Annotated in this window: 30 protein-coding genes; 14 read left to right on the top strand and 16 right to left on the bottom strand. The window is 74.2% G+C overall.

What is annotated here, in order from left to right; genetic code table 11:
- The first annotated feature begins 33 nt into the window (after positions 1-33).
- The 3 genes from ACZ7MY_RS42495 (at position 34) to ACZ7MY_RS42485 (ending at position 3,321) form a co-directional block, all read left to right on the top strand.
- A complete protein-coding gene (locus tag ACZ7MY_RS42495) occupies positions 34-1,635 on the top strand; it encodes an alpha/beta hydrolase (protein ID WP_499611621.1) in 1,602 nt (533 codons plus the stop codon).
- 135 nt (positions 1,636-1,770) lie between these two features.
- Positions 1,771-2,655, top strand: coding sequence for a DMT family transporter (locus ACZ7MY_RS42490; protein WP_499611620.1), 885 nt, complete (start codon positions 1,771-1,773; stop codon positions 2,653-2,655).
- A gap of 102 nt (positions 2,656-2,757) precedes the next feature.
- On the top strand, positions 2,758-3,321 hold the full coding sequence (locus tag ACZ7MY_RS42485) for an Rv1733c family protein (protein ID WP_499611619.1): 564 nt from the start codon (positions 2,758-2,760) through the stop codon (positions 3,319-3,321).
- Between the two features lie 24 nt (positions 3,322-3,345).
- Here the strand turns inward: ACZ7MY_RS42485 and ACZ7MY_RS42480 are convergent, their stop codons facing one another.
- Positions 3,346-3,561 carry a hypothetical protein gene (locus tag ACZ7MY_RS42480; RefSeq protein ID WP_499611616.1) on the bottom strand — a complete coding sequence of 72 codons (216 nt, stop codon included), beginning with the start codon at positions 3,559-3,561 and terminating at the stop codon, positions 3,346-3,348.
- Positions 3,562-3,776: 215 nt separating this feature from the next.
- Positions 3,777-3,899: a hypothetical protein gene (locus ACZ7MY_RS42475; RefSeq protein ID WP_499611614.1), complete on the bottom strand. Its 123-nt coding sequence runs from the start codon at positions 3,897-3,899 to the stop codon at positions 3,777-3,779.
- A gap of 403 nt (positions 3,900-4,302) precedes the next feature.
- On the opposite strand from ACZ7MY_RS42475, the gene ACZ7MY_RS42470 reads away from it, so the two are divergent.
- The 3 genes from ACZ7MY_RS42470 to ACZ7MY_RS42460 all read left to right on the top strand — a co-directional run bounded on the left by ACZ7MY_RS42470 (position 4,303) and on the right by ACZ7MY_RS42460 (position 5,873).
- Positions 4,303-4,710, top strand: a complete 408-nt coding sequence (locus tag ACZ7MY_RS42470; RefSeq protein ID WP_499611611.1) for an ArsR/SmtB family transcription factor — start codon at positions 4,303-4,305, stop codon at positions 4,708-4,710.
- Positions 4,707-5,345: an SRPBCC family protein gene (locus ACZ7MY_RS42465; RefSeq protein ID WP_499611609.1), complete on the top strand. Its 639-nt coding sequence runs from the start codon at positions 4,707-4,709 to the stop codon at positions 5,343-5,345. The genes ACZ7MY_RS42470 and ACZ7MY_RS42465 overlap by 4 nt, the downstream gene beginning before the upstream one ends.
- A gap of 81 nt (positions 5,346-5,426) precedes the next feature.
- On the top strand, positions 5,427-5,873 hold the full coding sequence (locus ACZ7MY_RS42460; protein ID WP_499611608.1) for a winged helix-turn-helix transcriptional regulator: 447 nt from the start codon (positions 5,427-5,429) through the stop codon (positions 5,871-5,873).
- 124 nt (positions 5,874-5,997) lie between these two features.
- Here ACZ7MY_RS42460 and ACZ7MY_RS42455 read toward each other — a convergent pair whose 3' ends face one another.
- Complete coding sequence (locus ACZ7MY_RS42455; RefSeq protein ID WP_499611605.1) at positions 5,998-6,444, bottom strand: nitroreductase family deazaflavin-dependent oxidoreductase; 447 nt, start codon at positions 6,442-6,444, stop codon at positions 5,998-6,000.
- A gap of 188 nt (positions 6,445-6,632) precedes the next feature.
- Here ACZ7MY_RS42455 and ACZ7MY_RS42450 point away from each other — a divergent pair, with 188 nt between their 5' ends.
- From ACZ7MY_RS42450 to ACZ7MY_RS42440, 3 genes are all read left to right on the top strand, one after another.
- Complete coding sequence (locus tag ACZ7MY_RS42450; RefSeq protein WP_026251043.1) at positions 6,633-6,800, top strand: hypothetical protein; 168 nt, start codon at positions 6,633-6,635, stop codon at positions 6,798-6,800.
- 558 nt (positions 6,801-7,358) lie between these two features.
- Positions 7,359-7,859: a hypothetical protein gene (locus ACZ7MY_RS42445; RefSeq protein WP_499611603.1), complete on the top strand. Its 501-nt coding sequence runs from the start codon at positions 7,359-7,361 to the stop codon at positions 7,857-7,859.
- A 118-nt stretch (positions 7,860-7,977) separates the two neighbouring features.
- Positions 7,978-9,795 (top strand): S8 family serine peptidase, encoded by a 1,818-nt coding sequence (locus tag ACZ7MY_RS42440; protein WP_499611601.1) that lies wholly within the window; start codon positions 7,978-7,980, stop codon positions 9,793-9,795.
- A 186-nt stretch (positions 9,796-9,981) separates the two neighbouring features.
- Here ACZ7MY_RS42440 and ACZ7MY_RS42435 read toward each other — a convergent pair whose 3' ends face one another.
- Together ACZ7MY_RS42435 and ACZ7MY_RS42430 are read right to left on the bottom strand one after the other, a co-directional pair.
- Positions 9,982-11,193: a PP2C family protein-serine/threonine phosphatase gene (locus tag ACZ7MY_RS42435; RefSeq protein WP_499611600.1), complete on the bottom strand. Its 1,212-nt coding sequence runs from the start codon at positions 11,191-11,193 to the stop codon at positions 9,982-9,984.
- A 170-nt stretch (positions 11,194-11,363) separates the two neighbouring features.
- Positions 11,364-11,819 (bottom strand): ATP-binding protein, encoded by a 456-nt coding sequence (locus ACZ7MY_RS42430; protein ID WP_499611598.1) that lies wholly within the window; start codon positions 11,817-11,819, stop codon positions 11,364-11,366.
- A 458-nt stretch (positions 11,820-12,277) separates the two neighbouring features.
- Between ACZ7MY_RS42430 and ACZ7MY_RS42425 the strand changes: the two genes are divergently transcribed.
- Positions 12,278-13,042, top strand: coding sequence for a YqjF family protein (locus ACZ7MY_RS42425; protein WP_499611596.1), 765 nt, complete (start codon positions 12,278-12,280; stop codon positions 13,040-13,042).
- Between the two features lie 44 nt (positions 13,043-13,086).
- Here ACZ7MY_RS42425 and ACZ7MY_RS42420 read toward each other — a convergent pair whose 3' ends face one another.
- The 8 genes from ACZ7MY_RS42420 to ACZ7MY_RS42385 are packed head-to-tail and all read right to left on the bottom strand — an operon-like array spanning position 13,087 to position 16,853.
- A complete protein-coding gene (locus ACZ7MY_RS42420) occupies positions 13,087-13,485 on the bottom strand; it encodes a gas vesicle protein K (RefSeq protein WP_499611595.1) in 399 nt (132 codons plus the stop codon).
- On the bottom strand, positions 13,482-13,697 hold the full coding sequence (locus ACZ7MY_RS42415) for a gas vesicle protein (protein ID WP_499611593.1): 216 nt from the start codon (positions 13,695-13,697) through the stop codon (positions 13,482-13,484). Before ACZ7MY_RS42415 ends, ACZ7MY_RS42420 begins: the two co-directional genes overlap by 4 nt.
- On the bottom strand, positions 13,694-14,548 hold the full coding sequence (locus ACZ7MY_RS42410) for a GvpL/GvpF family gas vesicle protein (protein WP_499611591.1): 855 nt from the start codon (positions 14,546-14,548) through the stop codon (positions 13,694-13,696). The genes ACZ7MY_RS42415 and ACZ7MY_RS42410 overlap by 4 nt, the downstream gene beginning before the upstream one ends.
- Positions 14,541-15,011 carry a gas vesicle protein gene (locus ACZ7MY_RS42405; protein ID WP_499611589.1) on the bottom strand — a complete coding sequence of 157 codons (471 nt, stop codon included), beginning with the start codon at positions 15,009-15,011 and terminating at the stop codon, positions 14,541-14,543. Before ACZ7MY_RS42405 ends, ACZ7MY_RS42410 begins: the two co-directional genes overlap by 8 nt.
- A gap of 14 nt (positions 15,012-15,025) precedes the next feature.
- Positions 15,026-15,280, bottom strand: coding sequence for a gas vesicle protein GvpG (locus ACZ7MY_RS42400; protein WP_499611586.1), 255 nt, complete (start codon positions 15,278-15,280; stop codon positions 15,026-15,028).
- Between the two features lie 17 nt (positions 15,281-15,297).
- Positions 15,298-16,011 carry a GvpL/GvpF family gas vesicle protein gene (locus ACZ7MY_RS42395; protein ID WP_499611641.1) on the bottom strand — a complete coding sequence of 238 codons (714 nt, stop codon included), beginning with the start codon at positions 16,009-16,011 and terminating at the stop codon, positions 15,298-15,300.
- Between the two features lie 2 nt (positions 16,012-16,013).
- Entirely contained in the window at positions 16,014-16,487 is a 474-nt protein-coding gene (locus ACZ7MY_RS42390) for a gas vesicle structural protein GvpA (protein ID WP_499611585.1), read from the bottom strand.
- Positions 16,488-16,514: 27 nt separating this feature from the next.
- Positions 16,515-16,853: a gas vesicle protein GvpO gene (locus ACZ7MY_RS42385; protein ID WP_499611582.1), complete on the bottom strand. Its 339-nt coding sequence runs from the start codon at positions 16,851-16,853 to the stop codon at positions 16,515-16,517.
- A gap of 112 nt (positions 16,854-16,965) precedes the next feature.
- Here ACZ7MY_RS42385 and ACZ7MY_RS42380 point away from each other — a divergent pair, with 112 nt between their 5' ends.
- A complete protein-coding gene (locus ACZ7MY_RS42380) occupies positions 16,966-17,742 on the top strand; it encodes a histone protein (RefSeq protein WP_499611581.1) in 777 nt (258 codons plus the stop codon).
- Positions 17,743-17,746: 4 nt separating this feature from the next.
- Positions 17,747-18,799: an SRPBCC family protein gene (locus ACZ7MY_RS42375; RefSeq protein ID WP_499611580.1), complete on the top strand. Its 1,053-nt coding sequence runs from the start codon at positions 17,747-17,749 to the stop codon at positions 18,797-18,799.
- Positions 18,800-18,868: 69 nt separating this feature from the next.
- Here the strand turns inward: ACZ7MY_RS42375 and ACZ7MY_RS42370 are convergent, their stop codons facing one another.
- Positions 18,869-19,525, bottom strand: coding sequence for a class I SAM-dependent methyltransferase (locus tag ACZ7MY_RS42370; RefSeq protein ID WP_499611578.1), 657 nt, complete (start codon positions 19,523-19,525; stop codon positions 18,869-18,871).
- A 149-nt stretch (positions 19,526-19,674) separates the two neighbouring features.
- On the opposite strand from ACZ7MY_RS42370, the gene ACZ7MY_RS42365 reads away from it, so the two are divergent.
- Together ACZ7MY_RS42365 and ACZ7MY_RS42360 are read left to right on the top strand one after the other, a co-directional pair.
- The gene (locus ACZ7MY_RS42365; protein WP_499611577.1) at positions 19,675-20,841 is read left to right on the top strand and encodes a MalY/PatB family protein; all 1,167 of its coding nucleotides are present in this window, start codon (positions 19,675-19,677) and stop codon (positions 20,839-20,841) included.
- A 186-nt stretch (positions 20,842-21,027) separates the two neighbouring features.
- Positions 21,028-22,122: an NAD-dependent epimerase/dehydratase family protein gene (locus ACZ7MY_RS42360; protein ID WP_499611576.1), complete on the top strand. Its 1,095-nt coding sequence runs from the start codon at positions 21,028-21,030 to the stop codon at positions 22,120-22,122.
- Between the two features lie 54 nt (positions 22,123-22,176).
- On the opposite strand, the gene ACZ7MY_RS42355 is transcribed toward ACZ7MY_RS42360, so the two are convergent.
- Positions 22,177-23,148, bottom strand: a complete 972-nt coding sequence (locus tag ACZ7MY_RS42355) for a YihY/virulence factor BrkB family protein (RefSeq protein ID WP_499611574.1) — start codon at positions 23,146-23,148, stop codon at positions 22,177-22,179.
- Positions 23,149-23,244: 96 nt separating this feature from the next.
- A partial coding sequence (locus tag ACZ7MY_RS42350; protein ID WP_499611573.1) for a hypothetical protein occupies positions 23,245-23,747 on the bottom strand: 503 nt, incomplete at its 5' end.

Genomic DNA, 23,747 nt, shown 5'->3' with positions numbered 1-23,747 from the left:
TCACGCACCGGCAGGTGAAGGAGAGACGTGGCGATGACGGAAGCCCGGACCACCGGCCCCATATCCCGCGGACCCCGGCGCGGGCTCCACCAAGCGGCGCTCGCCGTGCTCTGGACCTGCGCACTCCTGGTGACCGCCTGCGCGGCGGACCCGCCGGGGCGACGCGCGGGCCACGGCCCGGCGGGGCCCACGGGCACCGGCACCACCGCGGCCGTTCCCCCCGGGCTGACCGGCTACTACCGGCAGGAACTCGACTGGAGGCCCTGCCCGGAGCAGCCGTCGTTCCAGTGCACCACCCTGCGGGCCCCATTGGACTACGCCCACCCGCAGGCCGGCGACATCCGTCTGGCGGCGACCCGCAGGAAGGCGACCGGGACCGGCCAGCGCATCGGCTCGCTGCTGTTCAACCCGGGCGGCCCCGGGGAACCCGCGATCACCTCGCTGTGGTCGTACGCCGGGTCCTTCTCACCGGCCGTACGGGCCGCCTACGACCTGGTCGCCGTCGACCCGCGCGGGGTCGGCTCCAGCACCCCGGTCCGATGCGCCACCGGCACGGCCGGCGCCCTTCCCGGCGTGCGGGGCGCGCCGCGCGCGGCCGGTCCGGACCCCGCCGGAACCGGCGCGGCGGAACCGGACTTCACGGCGGCCGACGCGTCGGCCCGGGAGACCGCCGACGCGTGCGAACGCGGCGCGGGGCCCCTGCTCCCCCACGTCGGCACGCTCGACTCGGCCCGCGACATGGAACTCCTGCGGGTCCTCCTCGACGACGAGCGGCTGCACTACCTCGGCTTCTCCTACGGCTCCTACCTCGGTGCGAGCTACGCCGGCCTCTACCCGTCGCACGTCGGGCACATGGTGCTCGACGGCGCCGTCGACCCCAGGCTCGACGGCGTCCACAGCCTGCTGGGCCAGGCCCGGGGCTACCAGATCGCCTGGGACTCCTTCGTCGCCGACTGCGCCGCCCGACCGGCCTGCCCCGTGGGCCACTCGGCCGCCGAGGCGGGCCGGGCGCTGGACGCGCTGGTGGAGTCCCTCGACCGCGCGCCGTTGCGGCAGGGCAAGGACGTCGTCGTCGACGGCGACACCCTCGTCAACGCGGTCACCACCGGACTCCTGGCACCCGCGTGGGAGAAGCTGCGCACCGCGCTCCGCGAGGTGCGCACCGGTGGCACCACCGCCGTGCAGGAACTCAGCGGGGCCTTCGAGGACTCCGGCTTCAGCGGTGACGCGTACCTCGCGATCACCTGCCTCAGCGGCAGCCTGGGGCCGCGCGCCACTCCCGCGCAGGCGCGGGCCGCGCTCCCCGGATTCGTGCGCGTCTCGCCCCGCTTCGGCAGGTACTTCGCCGAGCAGTTGTCCAGCTGTACCCACTGGCCGGTCCCCGCGGACCAGTCGGCCGGTCCCGTCACCGCGCCCGGGGCGGCGCCGATCCTGGTCCTCGGCACCACGCGCGACCCGGCGACCCCCTACTCCGAGGCCCGGGCCCTGGCCCGTCTGCTCTCCTCGGGCCGGCTGCTCACCTACGACGGCGACGGCCACACCGCCTACCTCAGGTCGGTCGGATGCGTCGACGACGCCGTCGACCGCTACCTGACCGGCGGGCGGTTGCCCCCGCCGGGCACGGTCTGCACCTGACGTCCCCGACGAGGTTGGGGGGCGCCTCGGGGTCGACCCTGATGTCCCGGGGACGGCACACGCGATGTGCTGGGGGCCCGCGCCACCGCCCCCGCATCCCAGGAGGAGCCCCATGCCCGTTCCGAGGGCGCTCGCATGAACGGCGGCCTGCTGTCCCTGGCGGCGGCCCTGCTGTCGGCGGTCTGCTACGCGACGGCGGCCGTCACCCAGGAGCGCACCGCCGCCGCCGGAAAGCGGCCGACGGGCCGGCTGTGGACGCCGGCGCTGGTCCTCCAGGCCGCCGGGGCGGGGCTGCACGCGGTCGCCCTGCGGTACGGGTCGCTGACCGTGGTGCAGGCGCTCGGCGCGCTGACCCTCGTCCTGGCGCTGCCGCTGCACGCGGCCGTCGGGCGGCGCCGGGTGAGGCCGCGGGAGTGGCGCGGGGCGGCGCTGACCGTGCTGGGGCTGGTGGCCCTGCTGCTCTCCACGGCGCCACCCGGAACGGAACGGGCGCTGGGCGGCGCCGAGTTGGTCCTGCCGGCCGCGATCACCGCGGCAGCGGCCCTGGCGCTGACCCGGCTGCCCTGGGGGGCTGACCGCTCGGTACCGCGCGCACTGCGCTTCGCGGCGGCGGCGGGCGCGGCGTTCGGGATCGCCTCGTGCCTGACCCAGGGCCTCGCGGTGCGCCTGGCCGCCCAGGGGCTCGGGGCCGCCGTCGCCGACCCCATGCTGCTGGTCGCGGCCGGCTGCACCGGCGTCCTGGCGATCGCGGGGATGGTGTGGTCGCAGGAGGCGTACCGCGGCGGACTGGGCGTCGCGCTGGCGACGGTCACGCTGGCGAACCCCCTGGTGGCGGGGTGCGTCGGTGTCCTGCTGCTCGGTGAGGGCTTCCGGGGCGGCTCGGTCGGCCTGGCGGTGGCGCTGGCGGGGGCGCTGGCCGCGGGGCGGGGGGTGGTGGTGCTGTCCCGGCCGAGGCCGGCGGCGGGCCGCGCGCAACGGGTCCAGGGCCCGCGGACGGCGTCGCCCGCGGTCGCAGACTAGCCGGGGACGAGGGCCAATTCCCGGCGCGCGGCCGCTCGTTGGGTGCAGCATGTCCGCAGTCCGGTCGTGGCCGGGCCGCGCGCCTCGTCCGAGGGGGGTCCCATGTCGCACTGCGCCTGTCCCGCCGTGCTGCCGTCCCGCTGCCGCCCCTGCGCGCACACCCTTCCGCGGCTGGCCGCCTCCGTGCTGATGGCGCTGGCCGTGCTCGTCTCGGCCGGTCTGGGCTTCGCCGTCCACCGGGCGGAGCGCGCGCAGGCGCTGGCCGAGCGGGGCCACCGGCACCTGGTGACGGGCACCGCCCTGGAGGCGACGGGGCCGGTCTTCCACGAGCACGGCATGCGCTCGGTACCGCCGGCCCGCGCCGGCTGGGAGTACCCGCGCGGCCGCGCGCACTCCGGTCGGGTCCCGGTGGGGCGGCCCGTCGAGGCGGGCGACCGGATACGGATCTGGGTGGACGACCGTGGCTCGCCGGCGCCGGAGCCCCGCAGCACGGCCGCGGCCAGGGGGGCGGGCCTGGTGCTGGGCGTCACGAGCCTGCTGCTGTGGTCCGCGGTGGCGTGGGGCGTCCACCACTGCGTGGCCGCGCTCGCGCTGCGCGCGCGGCTGCGGACGTGGGAACGGGAGTGGGAGCGCGTGGAACCGCTGTGGTCGGGCCGGACGCCCTGACCCCGGCCGGTTCGGGCGACCGGCTCAGAGGAAGAGCCGCAGGACCCGCAGTCCTCGTACGTGGTCCTCGCCGGGGCCCGCCTTGAGCTCCTCCGGGGGTTTCCAGTCGGCGTGCAGGGCGGCCCAGAAATCGGTCCACGCCTGGGTCTCCGTCGGCCCACGCCCGACCGCGTCGGTCCCGGGACAGCTGACCACATAACCGTCGCCGTCCTGCTGGATCGTCACCGCCGGCTCGACCATGGCCCACCTCGCGTCCCGGTGCACCCGAATCACATCAAGGGTCACCCGGTCGGCGCCGACGCGCAACAGCGCTCCGCGTGGGCCGTCCGGGGGACGCCGCACGGCCGCGCACGGACGGGGGCGGCCGCCGCCGGGAGGACCGGCGGCGACCGCCCGGGGTCTGCGGGGTCCCGGCGGCGGCTCGCCGGCCGGATCGCCGGGAGCCGCCCGCGCCGTCACCAGGCCAGGACCGCGCGGCGGAAGCCTTCGGCGAGCCGGCGCAGCCGCCTGGCCGCGCAGGCGAAGACCGGGCGGAAGGCCGGGGCGGTGCCGCCGGGGCGGTGGGAGGTGTCGCTCATCTCGGGCGGCCCTTCTGGACGTGCACGGTGTGCGTCGGGACGGTCGTCAGTACGGGAGGGGCTTTCCGGACGGTGTCCGCAGGTCGATCGGAGGGCGCGACGGCGCCGGCTTCTTCGGTCGCTGGACGCGGATGCGGCGCATGGTCATCACTCCTTCGGGAACGCGGCCCGTGCAGGCCGGACCTCTTCAGTCCTACGCCGTGGACCCTCGGGCCCGCGTCTGTGAACGTCCCTGAAGCCACCCCTATGCCCGGTTCATCCCTCCTCCCTTGGGGTGAGGCGTGGCGCCGGGGCGCGAAGTCGCAGCTCAGGGGACCTGCAGAGAAACGCGCGGGCATCTCTGCAGGGAGGGGGCCATCGGCGCTTTACCAAGTCCTTGCTTATATAAGCCGCTGCTGACATAGTGACGGACGTGCACGCATTCGACGTACTCGGGGATCCGGTGCGGCGCCGCATCCTGGAGCTCCTCGCCTCCGGGGAGCAGCCGTCCGGCGCGATCACCGAGGTCATCAGGGGGGAATTCGGCATCTCGCAGCCCGCGGTGTCCCAGCACCTGAGGGTCCTGCGGGAGAACGGCTTCGCCGTGGTGCGGGCGGAGGGCACCCGCAGGCTCTACGCCGTCCAGGCCGCGCCGCTGCGCGAGGTCGACGCGTGGCTGGAGCGCTTCCGCGGCTTCTGGGAGCAGCGGCTGGACGCGCTCGGCACCGAGCTCGCCCGGGGGCGCCGGGAACGGCGCCTGGCACAGGAACAGCGGCAGCCGGGGACGGGACAGGCCCGGGACCCCGGAAGGGAACGGGAAGACACCGCATGAACATCGTGGACGAGATCAACGCCATCCACCGCGCGACCGGCAGCCGGGAGGTCTCCGGCGAGGAGGCACGCACCGTGCTCCTGAGCCGCACCTACGACGCGCCCGTGGAGGACGTGTGGGACGCCTGCACCACCGCGGAGCGGATCGGGCGCTGGTTCCTGCCGGTCACCGGGGAGCTGCGGCTCGGCGGCCGTTACCAGTTGCAGGGCAACGCCGGAGGTGAGGTCCTGCGCTGCGAGCCCCCGAAGCTGCTCCGCGTCAGCTGGGTCATGGGCGGGGCGCCCGGCTTCAGCGAGGTGGAGGTACGGCTGACCGCGCGCGACGAGGAGCGGACGCTCCTGGAACTGGAGCACGTCGCCGTCGTGCCCCCCGGCATGTGGGACCAGTTCGGGCCCGGTGCGGTCGGCGTCGGCTGGGACCTGGGACTGCTGGGCCTCGGCCTGTACCTGGCCGGCGCCGCCGTCGGGCCCGACAAGGCCGAGGAGTGGCAGTTCTCCGACGAGGCACGGGAGTTCATGACCCGCAGCAGCCGGGCCTGGGGCACGGCGTACGCCGCATCGGGCGCCGCCGAGGACACCGTGGCCGCGGCGGTCACCGCCACGACCGGCTTCTACGTCCCGGCACGGCCCGAGTAGGCCCCGCCGGCCGGTGGGCCGGTGAGCCGGTTGCCCCGCCCCGGCCCGCCGGTTTAATGTCGAAACCGGGAGAGGCGGGCGATGCAGAAGAAGGACTTCAGTGACGGACCGTGCCCGGTCGCACGGACCCTGGGCGTCGTGGGCGACTGGTGGTCGCTGCTGATCGTCAGGGACGCGCTCAACGGGGTGCGCAGGTTCAACGACTTCCACCGCGGCCTCGGCTGCGCCAAGAACATCCTGAGCAGCCGCCTCGGCAAGCTGGTGGAGCACGGGGTGCTGCGCACGGTGCCCGCCTCGGACGGGAGCCCCTACCGGGAGTACGAACTCACCGAGGAGGGCAAGGGCCTGCGCCTCGTGCTGCTCGCCCTGCGCCAGTGGGGCGAGACCCACCTCTTCGAACCCGGCGAGGAGCGCACCACCGTCGTGGACCGGGCGACCGGCCGGCCGGTGGCCCCGCTGGAGATGCGCGACGCCGACGGCCGGTCGCTCGGCCCCGACGACGTCGAGTTGCGGTCCCCGGCGCCCTGACCGGCGGGCGGGGCGCCGGACCGCGACGGGGGAAACGCGGTCCGGCACCCGCACCACACGCCTGACCGCGATGGCGCCGTTCATGCGCGCCGGGCACGGCCGGTCCGCGGGGCCCGCCCGGCGTTCAGTGCGGCCGGCCGGCCGGTTCGAGGACGAAGACCGGGATCTCGCGGTCGGTCTTCTTCTGGTAGTCCGCGTAGTCGGGGAACGCCTCGACGGCGCGGTCCCACCACAGGGACTTCTCCTCGCCGCTCACCTCACGCGCCGTCATGTCCCCTCGCACCGGGCCGTCCTGGAGCTCCACCCTGGGGTCGGCGAGCACGTTGTGGTACCAGACGGGGTTCTTGGGGGCGCCGCCCAGGGAGGCGACCACGGCGTACCGTCCGTCGTGCTCCACCCGCATGAGGGGGGTCTTGCGGATCTTCCCGCTCTTCGCGCCACGGGTCGTCAGGATGACCACGGGCAGCTCCCGCATCGTCGTCCCCTCGGTGCCCCCGGAGCTCTCGTACCGCTCGACCTGCTCGCGCACCCAGGTCTGCGGACTCGGTTCGTACTCTCCCACCAGTGGCACGGGGTCCTCCTCCGTCTCGGTCGTACTGAACCGCCCCATCCTCCCCTGCCCGCCGCCGCGTTGCGACCGAGGCGGGCGGAGCCCCCGGTCCTCCGCACCTCCCGCGCCTCCCGCGCCGCCACGTGCCGGAAAAGGGCCGCGCATGGTGACGGCGGGGCGGGGCACACGCGGGTCAGGAGGTTGACGACATGGTTCCCTTGCTGGTTGTCCTGCTGCTGGCCCTGGTCCTCTTCGGGGCGGGTTTCGCGCTCAAGGCCCTGTGGTGGATCGCGCTGATCGTGCTGGTGGTGTGGCTGCTCGGCTTCGTGTTCCGGGCAGCCGAGGGCGGCGGACGACGCCGCTGGTACCGATGGTGACCTGACGGCGTCACCACAGCACGAGGGGCGGGGTCCCCGGCCGCGTACGGCGGCCGGGGACCCCGCCCCTCGTGCGTGGCAAGTGCCGTGGACGGGGCGCCGGTTCGGGCGGGACTCACCGCTCACCTCGCCCGCGGCCACCAGCCGGGGTCCCGTCGCCGCGTCGCGCGCCTCGCCGTCGTCGAGCATCCGTTCCCGGACCGCCGGTTCGAGCGCCGCCGGTTCGAGCGCCGCAGGTTCGGAAGTGCCGCCGCGCCCCGTTCGACGAGCCGGCCGACAGGAACGGTGACTCGTGGACGGCGCCGCTCCGCCCCGCAGCCGCACAGCGGGAGCGGACCGGGCCCCGGCGCTCCCCCGCCGTGGGCCGTCCGGGTGAGGCACCCCCGAGGGGGTCGGCGCAGCTCGGGCGCCCCGCGCCCCCTGGTGGCGGTATGCCCCGGCAAGCGGTTTTTGTCCGGTGGTGGTTTGCTGCGCTTGGCGGCGGACCTGTTCTGAGAGCCCCTCCATGGAGCCGCCGTCCCATCCCCCCTTTTCCGTCACAGCTCAAGGAGGAGCTTGATGTCGGTCTACACCCCCCAGCAGTACGGTCAGCAGCCGCAGCAGCAGTACGGCCAGCAGCAGTGGCAGCCGTCGGCAGGCCAGCAGGCCTACGGGCAGCAGGGCATCGCCCAGCAGTTCATGGGCCCGCAGGGCTACGGCCAGCAGCACTTCGGCCAGCCCGGCATGGGGCAGGGCCAGCAGCAACTGCCGCTGCTGGTGACCGAGTTGTCGCTGCGCTGTGCGGCCACGGCGGTCAACGCCATGGTCGAGCAGGTGCGCGTCGACCCGCAGATCATGATGGGCATCCAGTCGCAGGGCCAGATCCCGCCGCACGCGTGGAGCAGCGTGCTCACCGAGTGCGCCCGCCGCATCGCGCCGGTCGTGCACAGCGCCCTCTGCCAGATCGCCCAGGGCCAGCAGTACGGCCAGCAGCAGTACGGCCAGTTCCAGAACGGCCAGGCGCCGTACGGGCAGTCGCCGTACTTCCAGCACGTCGGTCAGATGCCGCTCGGCATGTGACCGGTCTCCCGGTCGGCCGGGGCGCCCCTCGTGGGCTGCCTCGGCCGGCCGGGGCGTCCGGCCGCGGCAGCGGCGCGGTGTGGTCCAGCGCAAGGTGATCGGTGAAGGCGGAAGCGTGATGAGTGAGCAGCAGGGCAACGGAGGTACGGCGAAGGGCCAGGGCGACGCCAAGGGCGGCCGCAGGCCCGGTGCCGGAGCGGAATCCGGCGCGGCGAACGGAGCGGGCACCGGACCGGGCGGGACACAGCGGGACGGCGCGCAGCCGTACCCGGGCGCGGCCGGGACGTACCCCGGGCAGCCGGGACGGCCGGGCCACGGCGGCCGGGGCCGTTACCTGGTGGCCCCCCGGCCGGCACCCTGGCTGACCGCGGGCGTGCCGCCCGTCGAGGCCTCGGCGCTGTTCGCACTGCTCGAGGAGGACCCGGAGGTGGAGGTGGTCGCCCAGGTGCACCCCTCGCCCCGCTCCCACGGGCCGGAGGCGATCGCCGAGCCCCACCCGATGTGCCCCCCGGTGGCCGTGGTGACGATGCCCCACGAGCGCGCCCGGGCGCTGGCCGTCAACCCCCAGCTGGTGGTCGAGGCCGACCAGCCGCTCGTCCACCCGCCGGCTTCCTCGGCGCGGCCCGACGTGCCGGCGCCGGACCCCGCGACGGAGGTCACCCTCCAGGAACCGTCCCGCGTCACCGTGCGGGTGACCAGCCGCGGTCAGGGTGTGGCGGACGCGCAGGTATGGGCGACCGGCACCGGTTCGACGGCGTACGCCGTCACCGGAGCCGACGGCCGGGCGGAGCTCGTGCTCCCGGCCGACACCCCGGCGACCGTCCGCTCCCTGTACGTGCGTCCGGCGCGCGACCACTGGCCGGTGCGCACCGGCCGTCCGTTCCCGGACGACGTCACCCTGACCGGGGCCGAGGTGGAGGTGGTGGTCCGCTCCCTGGCGGAGACCTTCGAGGGCTTCCCGGACCGGCCGCTCACCGGCTGGGGCCGGCAGGCGATGCGCCTGAACGAGATCCCCCCGACCTACCGCGGCCACGGGGTGTCCGTCGCCCTGCTGGACTCCGGGGTCGACACCGCGCACCCGGACCTGAAGGACACCGTCCGTTCCGGGGCCGACTTCACCCCCGCGGCCGACGACACGGGCTGGCGGACGGACGCGACGGGTCACGGCACGCGCTGCGCCGGCGTCGTCGCCGCCGCGGACAACCGCACCGGGGTCACCGGCATCGCCGCGGACGCCACGGTGCACGCGCTCAAGCTCTTCCCCGGTGGCCGTGTCGCCGATCTGCTGCGCGCGGTGGACCACTGCATCGCCCACGACATCGACGTCGCGCAGATCAACGTCACCTACGAGCAGCCCTCGCAACTGGCGGCGTGGAAGCTGATGGACGCGCACGCGGCCCGCATCGCCGTGATCGCCCCGGCGGGCGACACCGGGGGCACGCTCAGCCCGCTTGCCGCGCTGCCGACCGTGCTGGCCGCGGGCGCCCTGGCGCACACCGGCACCTATCCGCCGGACAGCCCGGCGGCGGCCACCCAGCCGCCGTGGCCCGGCCCCTACCCGGCGCCCTTCACCCCCACCGGGCCCGGCGTGGACCTCACCGCGCCCGGCGCCGCGGTCGTCACCACGGCGCCAGGCGCCGGCTATGCGGTCGCCGAGGGCACCGCCATCGCGGCGGCCCACCTGACCGGTCTGGCCGCACTGCTGCTCGCGCACCACGAGCACCTGCGCGCCACGCCGTACCCGGGCGGCGCGAACCGCGCCGACCAGCTCACGGCCCTGATCCGCGCCGCCTGTCGCCCGCTGCCCGTCACCGAGCCGCTCCGTGTCGGTGCCGGACTGCCCGACGCCCCGACCGCGCTCGGTCTCGGCACCCCGGCGGCGATGCCCGCCCCGGGCCCCGACCCCATGGCGACCGGCTCCCCCTCCCCCAACTGACCCCCGCCCCGCTAACGGTGGTCCGGCTCCGCCCCCCGGACCACCGCCCTCCCGCGCAGCGGGTGCGGGCGAGCACGATGGCCACCGCGCCGGTGCCGCAGGCCACCTCGGCCACCCGCCGGTCCGCGGGCGAGGGGGCCGCGAGGTGGATCAGGGGCCGCGGCGACGGCGTCGTGGTGGTCGTCGTCATAGTCCGCGGCCGGCCGGTCGAACGCCCGGCTCATCGGCGTCGGCGGCCGTGTCGGCTGCGGTGTGGGCCCGTGCGTGCGGTGGCGGTCCTCCCAGGGTGTCGCGCGCGATCGCGACCACGGCCATGTCGTCCTCCAGCGGGGCGGCCACGTGGGCCAGCAGGTCGTCGGTCACCTTCTGTACGAGCTGGTCGGGGCGCCGGTCGCCCCACTCCGCGACCCGGCTCATGAGCGGGTAGAACTCCCCCGCACCGTTGCGGGCCTCGGTCACGCCGTCGGTGTACAGCAGCAGGCGGTCGCCGGGGGCGAAGGGGAAGGTGGTGGGGGCGTAGCTGCTCCCGGTCAGACCCCCGAGGCCGAGCGGGGGCGCCGGTTCCGGGACGTCGAGGGTGGAGACGGTGCCGTCGTGGAGGAGCAGCGGCGGCAGGTGACCGCAGCTGACCACCCGCACGTAGGGCTCGTCGTCCGGGATCTCGACGACGGCCGCGGTGACGAAGCGCTCCCCGATGTCGTTCTCCTCCGGTCCGTCCCATTCCTGGGTGAGTTCCCAGCGGACGCCGGCCTCCAGCGACGCCATCAGCTCGTCCAGCGGCGCCTGCCGGTGCGCGGTGGCACGGAACGCCCCGAGGACGGTCTCGGTGTCGCCGATGGAGCCCAGGCCCTTGCCGCGCACGTCACCGATGAGGAGGCGGGTGGCCCGCGCCGTGCGGGCGACGGCGTAGAGGTCGCCCCCGATGCGGTCGCCGTCGCCGGCACTGCGGTACGCCGTGGCGATGGTCACCGGGCCGGCGTGTCTGGGCAGCGGCCGCAGCAGCACGCCCTGGGTCGCCTGCGACACCTCGCGCAACTCCGCGAGTTCGTGTCTGCGACGCTCGCGCAGGGCGCTGATGAGGACGAGCAGCACGGAGAGCAGTACGAGCGAGCCGAGCTGGACGAGGACGTTCTCCGAGGACAGGGTGTGCCGTTCCGCCCCTGCCGCGATGAGCGCCAGGACGGCCGCGAGACCGATCATGGCACCGCGTACGGCTCCGGCGAAGGCGGAGGCCAGGGCCACGGGGATGACGAGCACGTGGGCGAGGTGGATGTCCTCCGGCAGGAAGGCGTCGGCGACGGGCACCGCCGCGACGATCGCGAGCATCACGGCGAGGAAGACCCTGCAACCCGATCTGACGGGATCCTGGATCGCCGAGAGACGGGACCCGAACTCCATGCGGGTGCCTCCCTTCCCGCACCCGGGCCGGGTGCGACCACGACAGCCCTGCCTCTGGGCGATCTCAACATAAGGGTATTTCGTTTTCTTCCGGACAAAATTCGCGTAAGCAAATTCACTTACGGATGTCCGGCGGCAGGGATGACCGGCCCGGCGGGCGTACGACCAGGTCAGGCGGCCGGCAGCTCGGCCCAGCGGGCGCTCCCGCGGCTGCGCGCGCCGAAGCCGGAACCGATGCCGGAACCGATGCCGAGGCCGTCGACGATGGCGGCCCCGCGGCCGTGCTCGCCCGGGCCGCAGCTGGCGGCCCAGGCGCCGTGCCGCGGCGCGGGTCCGCCGTCCGAGACCTCGACGCGGATGATCGCCGTGCCGTCCACCTCTCCGCGGCGCAGCCGCAGGCGTAGGGCGACCGGTGGCAGCGCGTGCTCGACGGCGTTGGTGACCAGTTCCGACACGACCAGGACGGCGTCGTGGACCGCGTCCTCCGGCACGGACCAGCCGGTCAGCACGGTGCGGGCGCTGCGTCGCGCGACGGCGACGGCCACGGCCCGGTGCTCCAGCTCGCACACGTACACGTACAGCTCGGTACGGGCGGCAGGTGACGAGGTGGCGTACCAGTGCGTCATCTCCATCGCTCCCCACGCCGAAGGGCTGCTCCGCAGCGTCACCGGTATGGGGAAGGGCCCCCTGTCCGTCCCCAACGGATGCGGGGCCCCGGGACCCGCCTCCATGGTGTACCCCGCCGTGACCTCCTGAACCCCACGTGTCACAGGAGTGGCCCGGCGCCCCTCCGGGGCCCGTACCGGGGGCGGCGGGGGCCGGGCGGCCCACGGCGCACGGGCTGCGCGGTGCCTCGTCGAGGAGCGGTCGGCCGGGAGCGGTGTCGCAGTGCGGGAGCGAGCGTGTGGCCGCACGGGCAGCCGGCACTGGCGCCTTCGGTTCGCGCCCCACAGGCATTTGACGGTACGTCATATGCCGGTCGGCGACGGGAAGGAACGCGTCCTCGTCGTCACGCGCGTCGAGACCCTTGCGGCGCGGCCCCCGCGGTCGCCCGCGCCCCGGACCCGTCTGCGATCCTGGGCGCGTGCCGCCCCTGCAGACCACCCCGGAACCGATCACGGCGGATCCGCCCGACGTCGACACCGCCCCGCTGCTCACCCAGTCGCGGCTGGACCTGGCCTTCCTCCACTGGGCGGCCGACCCGGCGGCCATCGCGCCGCTGCTGCCGGCGGGCACCGTTCCCGACACCCTCGACGGCGTCACCTACGTGGGGCTCGTCGCCTTCCGCATGCACCGCGTCGGCTGGTTCCGCCTCCCCGGTGTCCCCTACCTGGGGACCTTCCCCGAGACGAACGTACGGCTGTACTCCGTCGACGCCCACGGGCGGCGCGGTGTCGTCTTCCGCTCGCTCGACGCCTCCCGGCTGATACCCGTGGCGGTCGCGCGCGCCGCGTTCCGCCTGCCGTACCTGTGGTCGCGCATGGCCGTCCGCCGTGAGGGCGACACCCTCACGTACACCAGCACCCGCCGCCGGCCGGGCCCACGCGGGGCGCACTCCCGCATCAGCGTCCGGGTCGGCGAGCCCGTCGCGGAGCCCACCGAACTGGAGCACTTCCTCACGGCGCGCTGGGGGTTGCACAACACCTTCTTCGAGCGGCCGGTCTACCTGCCGAACTCGCACCCCCGCTGGCCCCTCCACCGCGCCGAGCTGCTCCACTGCGACGAGACCCTGGTCACGGCCGCCGGGCTCCCCGCCCCCGTGGGGCCGCCGGTGAGCGTCCTGTACTCGCCCGGCGTCCCCGTCCGCTTCGGCCGCCCCTCCTGGCCGGGCGTCATCCCCACGCCCTGACCCCCCACGCCCTGACCCCGTGGGCCCTGACCTCGCGGGCCCGTTCAGTCGGGCGGGAGGAGCGTGCCCAGCGGGCCGAGGTCGAGGTTGAGGTCGGACATGGACAGGCCGTACTGCGCGCAGAGGCCCGTCATGCGGTCGTGGAGGATCATCAGGGTGGCGCCGAGGCGTTCCTCCTCGTCCTCGGTGAGGTCGCCCGCGTCGACGCGGTGCAGCGCCTGCCGCTCCATGAGCTGACGCAGCAGCTCGACGAGGGTCAGGACCAGCTTCATCAGGTCGCGTTCGACGGTGTCGGGGTCGGTGCTGATCCGGCGCGCGGGCCGGGCCGAGGGGGTGTCGCGGGGGACGGCGGGCAGCAGGCGGAAGGCGCGGGCGGCGGCGTCCGCGACCTCGCCGAGGCGGTCCGGGGGAAGGTCGTCCCCGGGGCGTGCCGGGGGTGTCACGGGCCCGGCCCCGGGCCCCACGGCGGGGGGTTGCGTTCGCTGATGGAGACGATGAGCGCGCGCAGGGAGATGCGGACGAGGTCGATGTCGGCGATGGACAGCACCACGTCGCCGGTGAGGACCACTCCGCCGCTGAGGAGGCGGTCGAGCAGGTCGACGAGGGCCACCTGACGTTCCGCCAGCGGCTCGGGGGCCCGGCCGGCCGCCGTCATGGCGCCGCGTCCGCCACGTCCGCCGGGTCGGCATCGTCCGCGTGATCCGCCTGGTCCGCCCGATCCGCCGCGGGCCCCGGGGTGCCGGGAAGGGCGGCGAAGGAGTACGGGGCCCAGGGGCCGGTGACGTCGACCCGCACCCCGGGCAGTCCTTCGCCGGCGGCGAGGGCGCGGCTGCGGAAGGCCTCGGCCCGTGCGTGCGCGACGAGGAAGGCGTCGTTGAGCACGTTCTCCCCCGCGCCGGCGGCGAGCCGGCCCTGCTGCACACGGTGCCGGGCGTGCCCCGCGGCCAGTTCGCGGCCGATCGCCACGACGCGTGCGGCGGCTTCCTCCGCCGCGCGGTAGGCCTCGTCGCGGGAGTGCCGCTGGGCGTGGCGGGCCCTCAGGTAGGCGCGGCCCGGGCTGAGGTCGTCGGCGGCGCCGGCGGGCCCGGCGGCCGCCGCCGGGGCGTCCACGTAGACCTTGACGCCCCATTCGAGGTGTCCGGTCAGCCGCTCCAGGACGTCCGTGAACGCCGCGTCGTCGTCCCGCAGCACCTGGCGGACGCGTTCGTCGTCGAGGTAGACCGTGGCGAGCCGCAGCGGCAGCACGGTGGTGTGCGCCGAGAGCGCCTCGATGACGGTGTGGTGGGCGCGGGCGACGGCCTCCAGCCAGTCGAGGTCCTCCAGGTGCCGCCGCAGGGCGTCCTCGTGGAAGTCCGCGGCGGGCACCGCACTGACGGCGGCGGCCAGCGGACCGGACGTCACCAGCCGTACGGGGGCCGCTGCGATGCCCGTCAGCGCCTCCAACGCGCCCGCCGGCACGCCCCCGGCACGGAGCACGGCGTACGCGTAGCTGACCCGGTCATCCATCGTCGTCCGCCCCGGTGCCGCCGCGGCGGCGGTGCGTCGCCGAGGAGGAGCGCGTGCGGTGGCGGGAGGCCACGCTGCCGCTCGGGGTGTCCGTCAGCTCCCGTCCCTCCGACAGCTCGCGGCCTTCCCTCAGCGCCTCGACCTCCTCGCGCAGCCGCCGGTTCTCCGCGGCGAGCGAACTCTCGCCGTGGGCGCGCGAGGAGAGCGACGGGTCGTGCTCCCACCAGTCGATGCCCATCTCCTTGGCCTTGTCGACGGAGGCCACCAGCAGACGCAGCTTGATGGTGAGCAGTTCGATGTCGAGCAGGTTGATCTGGATGTCGCCGGCGATGACGATGCCCTTGTCCAGGACGCGTTCCAGGATGTCCGCCAGGTTGGCCGAGGACCCCTGTCCGTAGGCGGACGGCTGGGGAGCGGCCCTCGTGGGGTACGAACCGAGCCGGCCGGCCGGGGAATCCGTCACAGCGTCACCTCGTCTCAGGGCGCGGCCTCACCGCGCCGGAAGGCCGCGATCTCCTCGAGGCGGTCGAGCAGTACCTCCTCGCGCTCCTCGAAGGTCTCCTCGTCGATCCGGCCGGCGAGGAGTTCCTTCTCCAGGGCGGCGAGTTCGCGTTCCACGGGCTCGGGGTCGTAGTACTCCTGCTCGGCGGCCTCCAGCACACGCTCGACGACCCAGCCGACCCCGCGCACCGGCGCCAGGGGGAGGGTGACGATCTGTGTGAACAGTCCCATGAGGCCTCCTCGCCCCGTCACACGAAGCTGTACGGCGGCAGCGGTCCGAGCAGCCGGAAGTCGCACTCCTCGCCCACCTGGTTGGCCAGGCTCAGCTGGGTGGCGAGGAACATCTCCTCCTTGCTGTCGTCCACGAGGAAGGAGACGCTCAGGAAGTCCTGTCCGCCGGCCGCGGTGGCCACGTCGTCTCGGACGAAGGGGCGCAGCGCCTCGACGATGCCCGCGCCGAGCGCCTGCTGGCGGGCCTGCACCTCGTTGGAGATCAGCTCGCCCAGCATCAGCGGCATGTCGGGGGAGCCGGCGCCACCCCGGATCTCCTCGTTCAGGCGTCGTGCCTCGTCGTTCTCGTCGAGGATCCGGCGCAGCAGGGAGTCCTCGTCCCACGAGACCTTCAGGTGGTACTCGGCGCAGCCCTCCAGGTTCTTCAGCTGTTCCCGGAACTCCTCCGCGCGGTCCTCCAGCACGCCGCGCACGGCGTCCTCGTCGGGTGCCGTGAAGCCGAACCGCAGCGGCAGCACCGCGCCGTCGGCCATCAGCCGTTCCTGGACCTCCTGGTGGGCGAGCACGTCCCTGCGCCGGGGGCGCAGGTCGGGAGGGGCCTCGCTCACGACGGCGGAGAGGTCGCCGTTCGTCACCGTCCGCAACGGCTCGGCCGACCCACCGACGGGCTTGAGGCCCTCCAGCCGCACCGGGTGGTCCTTCGAGGTGATGGAGTAGACGTAGACGGCCATGGTCATTCCCTCTCCCGCCGGGAGGCCCGCCTGGTGCTCCTGCGCTGTGGCCGGGGCTCCTCCTCGTACTCCGCTTCCTCCTCCTCTTCCGGCTCCTCCTCGTACTCGTCCTCCTCGTCCTGGCCGTCGCCCTTCAGGGCTCCGGTGACGGCTTCCACGGCACCGGAGAGCGCGCCCTTGGACTTGCCCTTCGCGCCGCCCTCAGTGATCTCGCCCACGATGTCCGTGAGCTGGGTGGGCTGTTTGCGGCCGGACTCCAGGTCGAGGCGGTTGCACGCCTCGGCGAAACGCAGGTACGTGTCGACGCTGGCCACGACGATGCGGGCGTCGATCTTCAGGATCTCGATGCCCACCAGCGACACGCGGACGAAGACGTCGATGACGAGCCCTCGGTCCAGGATGAGCTCCAGGACGTCGTAGAGGCTTCCCGTACCGCCCCTGGAGATGTTGCCGCCACCCTGCGGCACCACGGTCATGGCGCCTCCCTTCAGCGCCTCGTCGTCTCAGAAGCGCCGGTCGATCTGCCCCCGCGTGTAACGGCGGGTGCGTTCGTACGCCACCAGGTCGCCCTCCTCGTCGAGCTTCACGTGATAGGTGGCCATCACGCTGGTGGTCTCGGGCACCCGCTCCAACTCCAGCACCTCCACGTCCGCTTCCCAGCCTTCGTCGACGGGCTTGACCGCCGACACGGACTCCGGCCTGCGGCCGAGGAGTTCGAAGAGCTGATCGGCCGCGGAACGCATCGCCCATGCGGCGGAGCGCTTGCGCGGCCGCTCCGCACGTTCGTCGTCCCGGCCGCGCCTGGTGCCCTTGGCCCGGGCGTTCCTGTCGCTTGCGGCCATCCCCTTCTCCGGTTCCGGAGGAGCGCCACCCCCACTAAGAAACGTACTATTTCAGCATATACACCCCACAACATGTGTGCGGCGCCGAGTCGCTTTCCGAAGGGAACGGCTGATGAAGGACACGACCAAGATCGCTCTTGCCGCCGCAGTCGCCGGTGGCTACGTGCTCGGTCGCGCCAAGAAGGGGCGTCTCGCGTTCGCCATGGCGACCTTCCTCGCTGGTCGCCGCGCCGGACTCGATCCGCAACAACTGGTCACCGAGGGTATTCGCAAGCTCCAGGACGTACCCCAGATCGCCGACCTCAACGAGCAGCTGCGCGGCGAGCTGATGAACGCCGGCCGCAAGGCCGTCACCGCGGCCGCGGACCGCAAGCTGGCAGATCTGGCGGGCGTGTTGCACGACCGCACGGCCCGCATCGGCGCCAAGAAGGACCGCGACGAGGAGGAGGGGACGGAAGAGGAATACGAACCGGAAGAAGGGGAAGAAGAGGAGGCCCCGAAGAAGACCAGGTCCCGACGCCACCGCCGCTCCCGGGCGGAGGAGGAACCCGAGGAAACGGAAGCCGGGGACGAGGAGGAGGAAGCCGAGGACGAGGAGGAGGACGAAGGGGAAGAGGAACCGCCGAGCCGCCGCCGGGCCGCGAGGGGCCGGCAGCCCAGGCCGCGGCGCGAACCCGAGCGCAAGCCGGCGGCGAAGAAGGCACCCGCCAAGAAGGCGCAGCCGGCGGCCAAGAAGTCCGCCGCCGCCAAGAAGACCACGGCCAAGAAGACCGCGGCACCGGCGAAGCGGGCGGCGAAGAAGACCTCCGCGCCCGCCGGCAAGACAGCGGCGCGCAAGGCACCGGCGAAGAAGGCGGCGGCCAAGAAGACGTCCACACGGCGGAGGTAGCCCGATGGCCAGGACGACACAGGACACCGGTAACGGCCAGGCCTCCGGCCTGGACCTGCTGCGCGGCGAACTCGCCGACTTCGTCGGCGCCCAGGTGGGGAACCTGGCCGACAAGGCGGGCGACAAAGTCTCCGATCTCACCGAGCAGTTGGTGGGTGTGGCCGAGAGTGGCGGGGTGCTCCCCAAGGCGGGCCTGAAGATGCTGCAGGGCGAATCACCACTCAAGGCCATCGGAGGCGGCGTGCTCGAGAAGGCGAAGCAGGCGCTCGGCGGCGGCAAGAAGGGGAAGGGCCGCAAGTCCGGGACGCAGAAGGTGACGAACATCGTCGAGGTCCAGGACGTCGGCGTCCCGATCCGGTTCGCCTACGACCACTGGACGCAGTTCGAGAAGTTCAGCGCCTTCACCAAGGGCGTGCGCAGCGTCTCCAAGGGCGACGACACGTCGAGCGACTGGAAGGTCAAGGTCGGCCCCTCGACCCGCGGCTGGAAGGCCACGGTCGTCGAGCAGGTCCCGGACGAGCGCATCATCTGGCACTCCGACGGCGCCAAGGGCACCACACGCGGCAGCGTCAGCTTCCACGAACTCACGCCCACCCTGACCCGCATCGTCCTCGTCGTCGAGTACTACCCCTCCGGGCTGTTCGAGAAGACCGGCAACATCTGGCGTGCCCAGGGCCGGCGGTTGCGGCTCGACTTCAAGCACTTCCAGCGCTACGTCTCGCTCACCAACGAGGAGCCCGAGGGCTGGCGCGGCGAGATCCGCGACGGCGAGGTCGTGCGCACGCACGAGGAGGCCCTCGAAGCGGAGGAGGCCGAAGAGGCCGAAGAGGGCGCGGAGGGCGCGGAGGACGAGGAGTACGCCGAGGACGAGGAAGAGCCGGAGGACGAGGACTACCCCGAGGACGAGGAAGAGGACGAAGGGGACGAAGGGGACGCAGAAGAAGACGACGAGGAGGATGAGGGCGAGGACGAGGAGTACCCGGAGGACGAAGAGGAACCGGAGGACGAGGAGTACGAGGACGAGGACGAGGAGGAGTACGAGGGCGCGCGTCGATGACGCCCCGTCACTCCCCCGGGCCCACGCGCGCCGGCGGACCGTGGTCGCCACGGCCCGCCGCGTCGCGCGTCAGCGGGGCAGGCGGCGGATCTCCAGGGTGTTGTCCACGCGGGTCGTCGGCCGCCCGTCGGGGTCGTTCTGGATGCGCTCGTGCTCGTCGGTCAGCACCACCTCCCACTCCCCCTCCGGGAGGCCGAGGCTCTCCAGCACCTCCTGCGGCGTCGGGAAGTGCACCTCCGGGTGCGGATCGGTCTCCCAGGCGGGGAATCCGGCGTGCCCGACGACGAGCAGCACTCCGCCGGGTGCCACGGCCGCCGCGGCGGCGCGCAGGATGCGCTCGCGGGGCATGTCGTGCGGCGAGTGCAGGAACTGCGCGGAGACGAGGTCGTAGGTGCCCCCGGGGAACGTCTCGCCCAGGTCGTGGCGCTGCCAGTCGATGAGGCCGTCGGGGATGCCCTCCGCCTCCGCGTGGCGGGCGGCCCGCTCCAGCGCGACGCGCGAGATGTCGACGGCGGTGACCCGCCACCCCTGCCGGGCCAGCCAGACCGCGTCGGCGCCCTCGCCGCAGCCCAGGTCGAGCGCCGTGCCCGGCTTGAGACTCCCGGTCTCACGGACCAGGACGTTGTTCGGGTTGCCGCTCCAGACGCGGTCGCTCCCGGCGTACCGGGCGTCCCAGAACTCCGTCTCGGTCCCGGCGCCGGTCGCGCCGATGCTGCCGTCCGTCATGGATGTCGTCTCCTCTGTGCCGCGGGTGTGGACCTGCCTCCGACGATGCGTTCCGGCGCGCCCGCCGGGCAAGCCCTGTTGCCGGTTCGGCAACACGTCCGCACGCCGCCCTCTGCCCCGGCGGCGGGTCCGCGCTTATGTTGGGTGTCATGGACATCACGTCGCGTGACGAGCACCCGCTGCGCAGCCTCACGCTCGACCAGCTACGGCGCCGGACGAGCATGAAGTGGCGTACCCATGCGGAGGACGTGCTGCCGCTGTGGGTCGCCGAGATGGACGTGCCGCTGGCCGGGCCCGTGGCCCGGGCGCTCACGGAGGCCGTCGCGGCGGGCGACACCGGGTATCCGGTGGGCACCGCGTACGCGGAGGCGCTGGCGGACTTCGCGCGTGAGCGGTGGGGCTGGGACGGCCTGGCCGTGGAGCGCGCGTCGATCGTGCCCGACGTGATGCTGGGCGTCGTCGAGATGCTGCGGCTGGTCACGGGTCCCGGGGACCCGGTGATCCTCAACTGCCCGGTGTACCCGCCGTTCTACCAGTTCGTGGCGCACATGGACCGCCAGGTGGTGGAGGCCCCGCTCGGCCCCGGCCTGCGGCTGGACCTCGCGGCGCTGGAGGCGGCCTTCGCCCGGTCCACCGGCGGCGGCCGCCGGGCCGCCTACCTGCTGTGCAGCCCGCACAACCCCACCGGCACGGTGCACACCGCCGGGGAGCTGGCCGCGGTGGCGGCGCTGGCCGGCTCGTACGGGGTGCGGGTCGTGGTGGACGAGATCCACGCGCCCCTGGTGACGGCGGAGGCGGTGTTCGTGCCGTACCTGAGCGTGCCCGGCGGCGAGGACGGGCTGTCGCTGATGTCCGCGTCGAAGGCGTGGAACCTGGCCGGGCTGAAGGCGGCGCTCGCCATGGCCGGGCCCGCCGCGGCGGACGACCTGGCCCGCATGCCGGAGGAGGTCGGCCACGGGCCGAGCCACCTGGGCGTCATCGCGCACACGGTGGCGCTGCGCGAGGGCGGGCCGTGGCTGGACGCCCTGTTGGACGACCTCGCCGGCAACCGGCGGCTGCTCGCCGGGCTGCTGGCCGAGCACCTGCCGACGGTCGGCTACGCCCCGGCGCCCGGCACCTATCTGGCGTGGCTGGACTGCCGGGAGCTGGGCCTGGGCGACGACCCGGCCGCCGCCTTCCTCGACCGCGGCCGGGTCGCGCTCAGCGCGGGCCCCGCCTTCGGCACGGGCGGCGACGGGCACGCGCGGCTGAACCTCGCCACGACCCCCGAGGTGCTCACGGAGGCGGTGCGCCGGATGGCCAAGGCGGTCGGCTGACGGCCGGGGGACACCCGGGGCCGAGGTCTGAAACCTCCCTCGCCGGGTAGTCGCCCCGACGGACCGGGGCAAACACCGGACGAGGCCGCCGGGACCCCGGGCCACACGGACCGGCACCGCGACCGGGCGCCCGGCAGTCGGCGGGTGCCCGGACGCTCCCGGCGGCGACCCAGGGAGGCGAGAACGGTGACGCACGACCCCGCACCCGACAACGGCGGCGCCCTGCGCGTCGTCGTGGTCGGGGCGACCGGAAACGTCGGGACGAGCCTGGTGCGGGCCCTCGGCGACGACCCGGCGGTGTCCCACGTCGTCGGCATCGCCCGCAGGATTCCCCGGGACTGGCGGCCCGCCCGCACAACGTGGGTGCGGGCGGACATCGCCGACGACAGGACGCGCCTGGCCGAGCACCTGCGCGGCGCGGACGCCGTCGTGCACCTCGCCTGGCTGCTGCAGCCCACCCACGACCCGTCGATCACGTGGCGCACCAACGTCCTGGGCGGCATCCGCGTCTTCGAGGCGGCCGCGGAGGCCGGGGTGCCGACCCTGGTGCACGCCTCGTCGGTGGCGGCGTACTCCCCGGGGCCCGAGCGGCACCCGGTCGACGAGTCCTGGCCCACGCACGGCTGGCCGGGGGCCGCGTACTGCCGGGAGAAGGCGTACGTCGAGCGCTGTCTCGACATCTTCGAGCGGGAGCACCCGCGGGTACGCGTGGTGCGCATGCGGCCGGGCTTCATCTTCAAGCGGGAGTCGGCCGCTCAGCAACGTCGTTTGTTCGCGGGGCCGTTCCTGCCGAACAGGCTCGTACGGCCGCACCTGGTGCCGGTCGTCCCGGATCTGCCGGGTCTGCGTTTCCAGGCGCTGCACTCCGACGACGCGGCCGAGGCCTACCGGCTCGCGCTGCACCGTCCCGTACGCGGCGCCTTCAACCTGGCGGCCGATCCGCCCCTGGACGCGGGTGAACTCGCGGCGCTGCTCGGGGCACAGGTCGTCCGCGTGCCGCGCGGGGCGGTACGGGCGGCGCTGGCCGGGGCGTGGTGGCTGCACCTGGTGCCGGCGTCGCCGGGTCTGTTCGACGCCGTGGTCAGGCTGCCCCTGCTGGACACCGGCCGGGCCTGTCGCGAGCTGGGCTGGGAGCCCCGTCGCAGCGCCACCGAGGCGATCGGGGAGTTCCTGGCGGGGCTGCGTGAGGGCGCGGGTGACACCTCGACCGCCCCGCTGGCGCCGGGCGGGGCGGGCGGCCGGCTCCACGAGGTGGCGACCGGGGTCGGCGCGCGGCCGTGAGGGCGGGGCCCGGCACGACACCACGGCCTCCCGTCACCGCGCCACGGTCTCCCGTCACGGCCCGTCGTCGGCGTGGAGGCGTTCGGTGTCCTGCGGTTCCGCCTTGGGCACCCGGTCGTCCGGGCCGTCGTCGTAGGGGCCGCCGTCCGGCATGGTCCGGGCCCTTTCGAGTTCCGCGTTGAACTCCAGGCCGAGCAGGACGGCGATGTTCGAGATCCACAGCCAGACGAGGAAGACGACGATCGCCGCCAGGCTCCCGTAGAGCCGGTTGTAGTGGGCGAAGTTGGACACGTACAGGCTGAAGAGCGCCGAGGCCGCCGCCCAGATGGCCACGGCCAGGGCGCTGCCGGCGCTCACCCAGCGGAAGCCGCCGTGCTTCACGTTGGGGGCCGCCCAGTACAGCAGCGCGAGCACCAGGCCGAACAGCACCAGCATCACCGGCCACTTGACGACGCTCCAGACCGCGAGCGCAGCGTCGCCGACGCCCAGCACCTGGCCCGTCCTGCGGGCGAGGGTCCCGGTGAACACCACGCCGATCGCGATGAGCGCCGTGACGGCCAGCAGCACCACGGGGATGACGAACCTGCCGGCCAGGGTCTTCCACAGGGGCCTGCCCTCGTCGATGTCGTAGAGGGCGTTGGCGGCCCGTATGAAGGTCGCCACGTAGCCGGAGGCCGACCACACGGCGACCACGACGCCGACGGCCAGGGCGAGCCCTCCCCGGCCGACGCCGTGCTGCAGCTGGCCGAGCACCCCGGTCAGCGTGTCGCGGACCGGTCCCGGCGCGAGATCGCCGGCGTTCGCGATCAGGGGTTCGACGCTGGGGCCGCCGAGCAGGCCGATGACCGACACCAGGACGAGGAGGACGGGGAAGACCGACAGCACGGCGTAGTAGGTCAGCGCCGCGGCCCAGTCGGTCAGGTGGTCCGCCCAGAACTCCTTCACCGTGCGCCGGAGCACCACGCGCCAGGACTCCTGGGGGAGCTCGGTGGGTTTGCGGGCACCACCCTGCGTGTGGCGAGCCATGCGCGTTCACCGCCTCGGGGCACACCTGCCCCACAGGAAACACGGACAAACCACTCCATACGGCAACAGGCCGCGGCGCACGTCCAGCGCCGCCGCTCAGTGCTGGAGCGCGACCTTCGCCGCCACGATGACCAGTCCCAGCACCAGGTTCACGAACCCCGCCGACACCACCTCCCAGCGGGACGCACCCACGCGGACGACGGCGGCACCGGCCCATCCGACCTGCTGGGCGACGGCGACGGACAGGGCCAGCCAGGCCGTGCCCTCCAGCCCGAGCCCCAGCAGCGGGCTCACCGCGACGGCCGCCGCCGGCAGCAGCGCCGCCTGCACGATCGGCCACTCGCGGACGCACACACGGCGGATCTCGCGCCAGGTGACCCCTCCCCCGCGCAGCCGGTCGCCGACGAAGCCCGCGTAGACGTGCGCGACCCAGAACACCAGTCCGGTGCAGATCAGCAGCAGCACCAGCTCCAGCCGCGGGTACGGGCCCGCCGAGCCGGCACCGGGCGAGCCGGGCGCGCCAGCGTTCCTCGCGGTCGCCGTCGCCCTGCCAGTCGGCGAGGCGGGCGCCGAAGGCCTGCGGCGCGTCGGCGAGCGCG

It is taken from the genome of Streptomyces sp. NPDC111520 (assembly GCF_055635295.1).
Note: the sequence above shows the minus strand (reverse complement) of the source record. Positions and strands in the feature narration are given on the sequence as shown.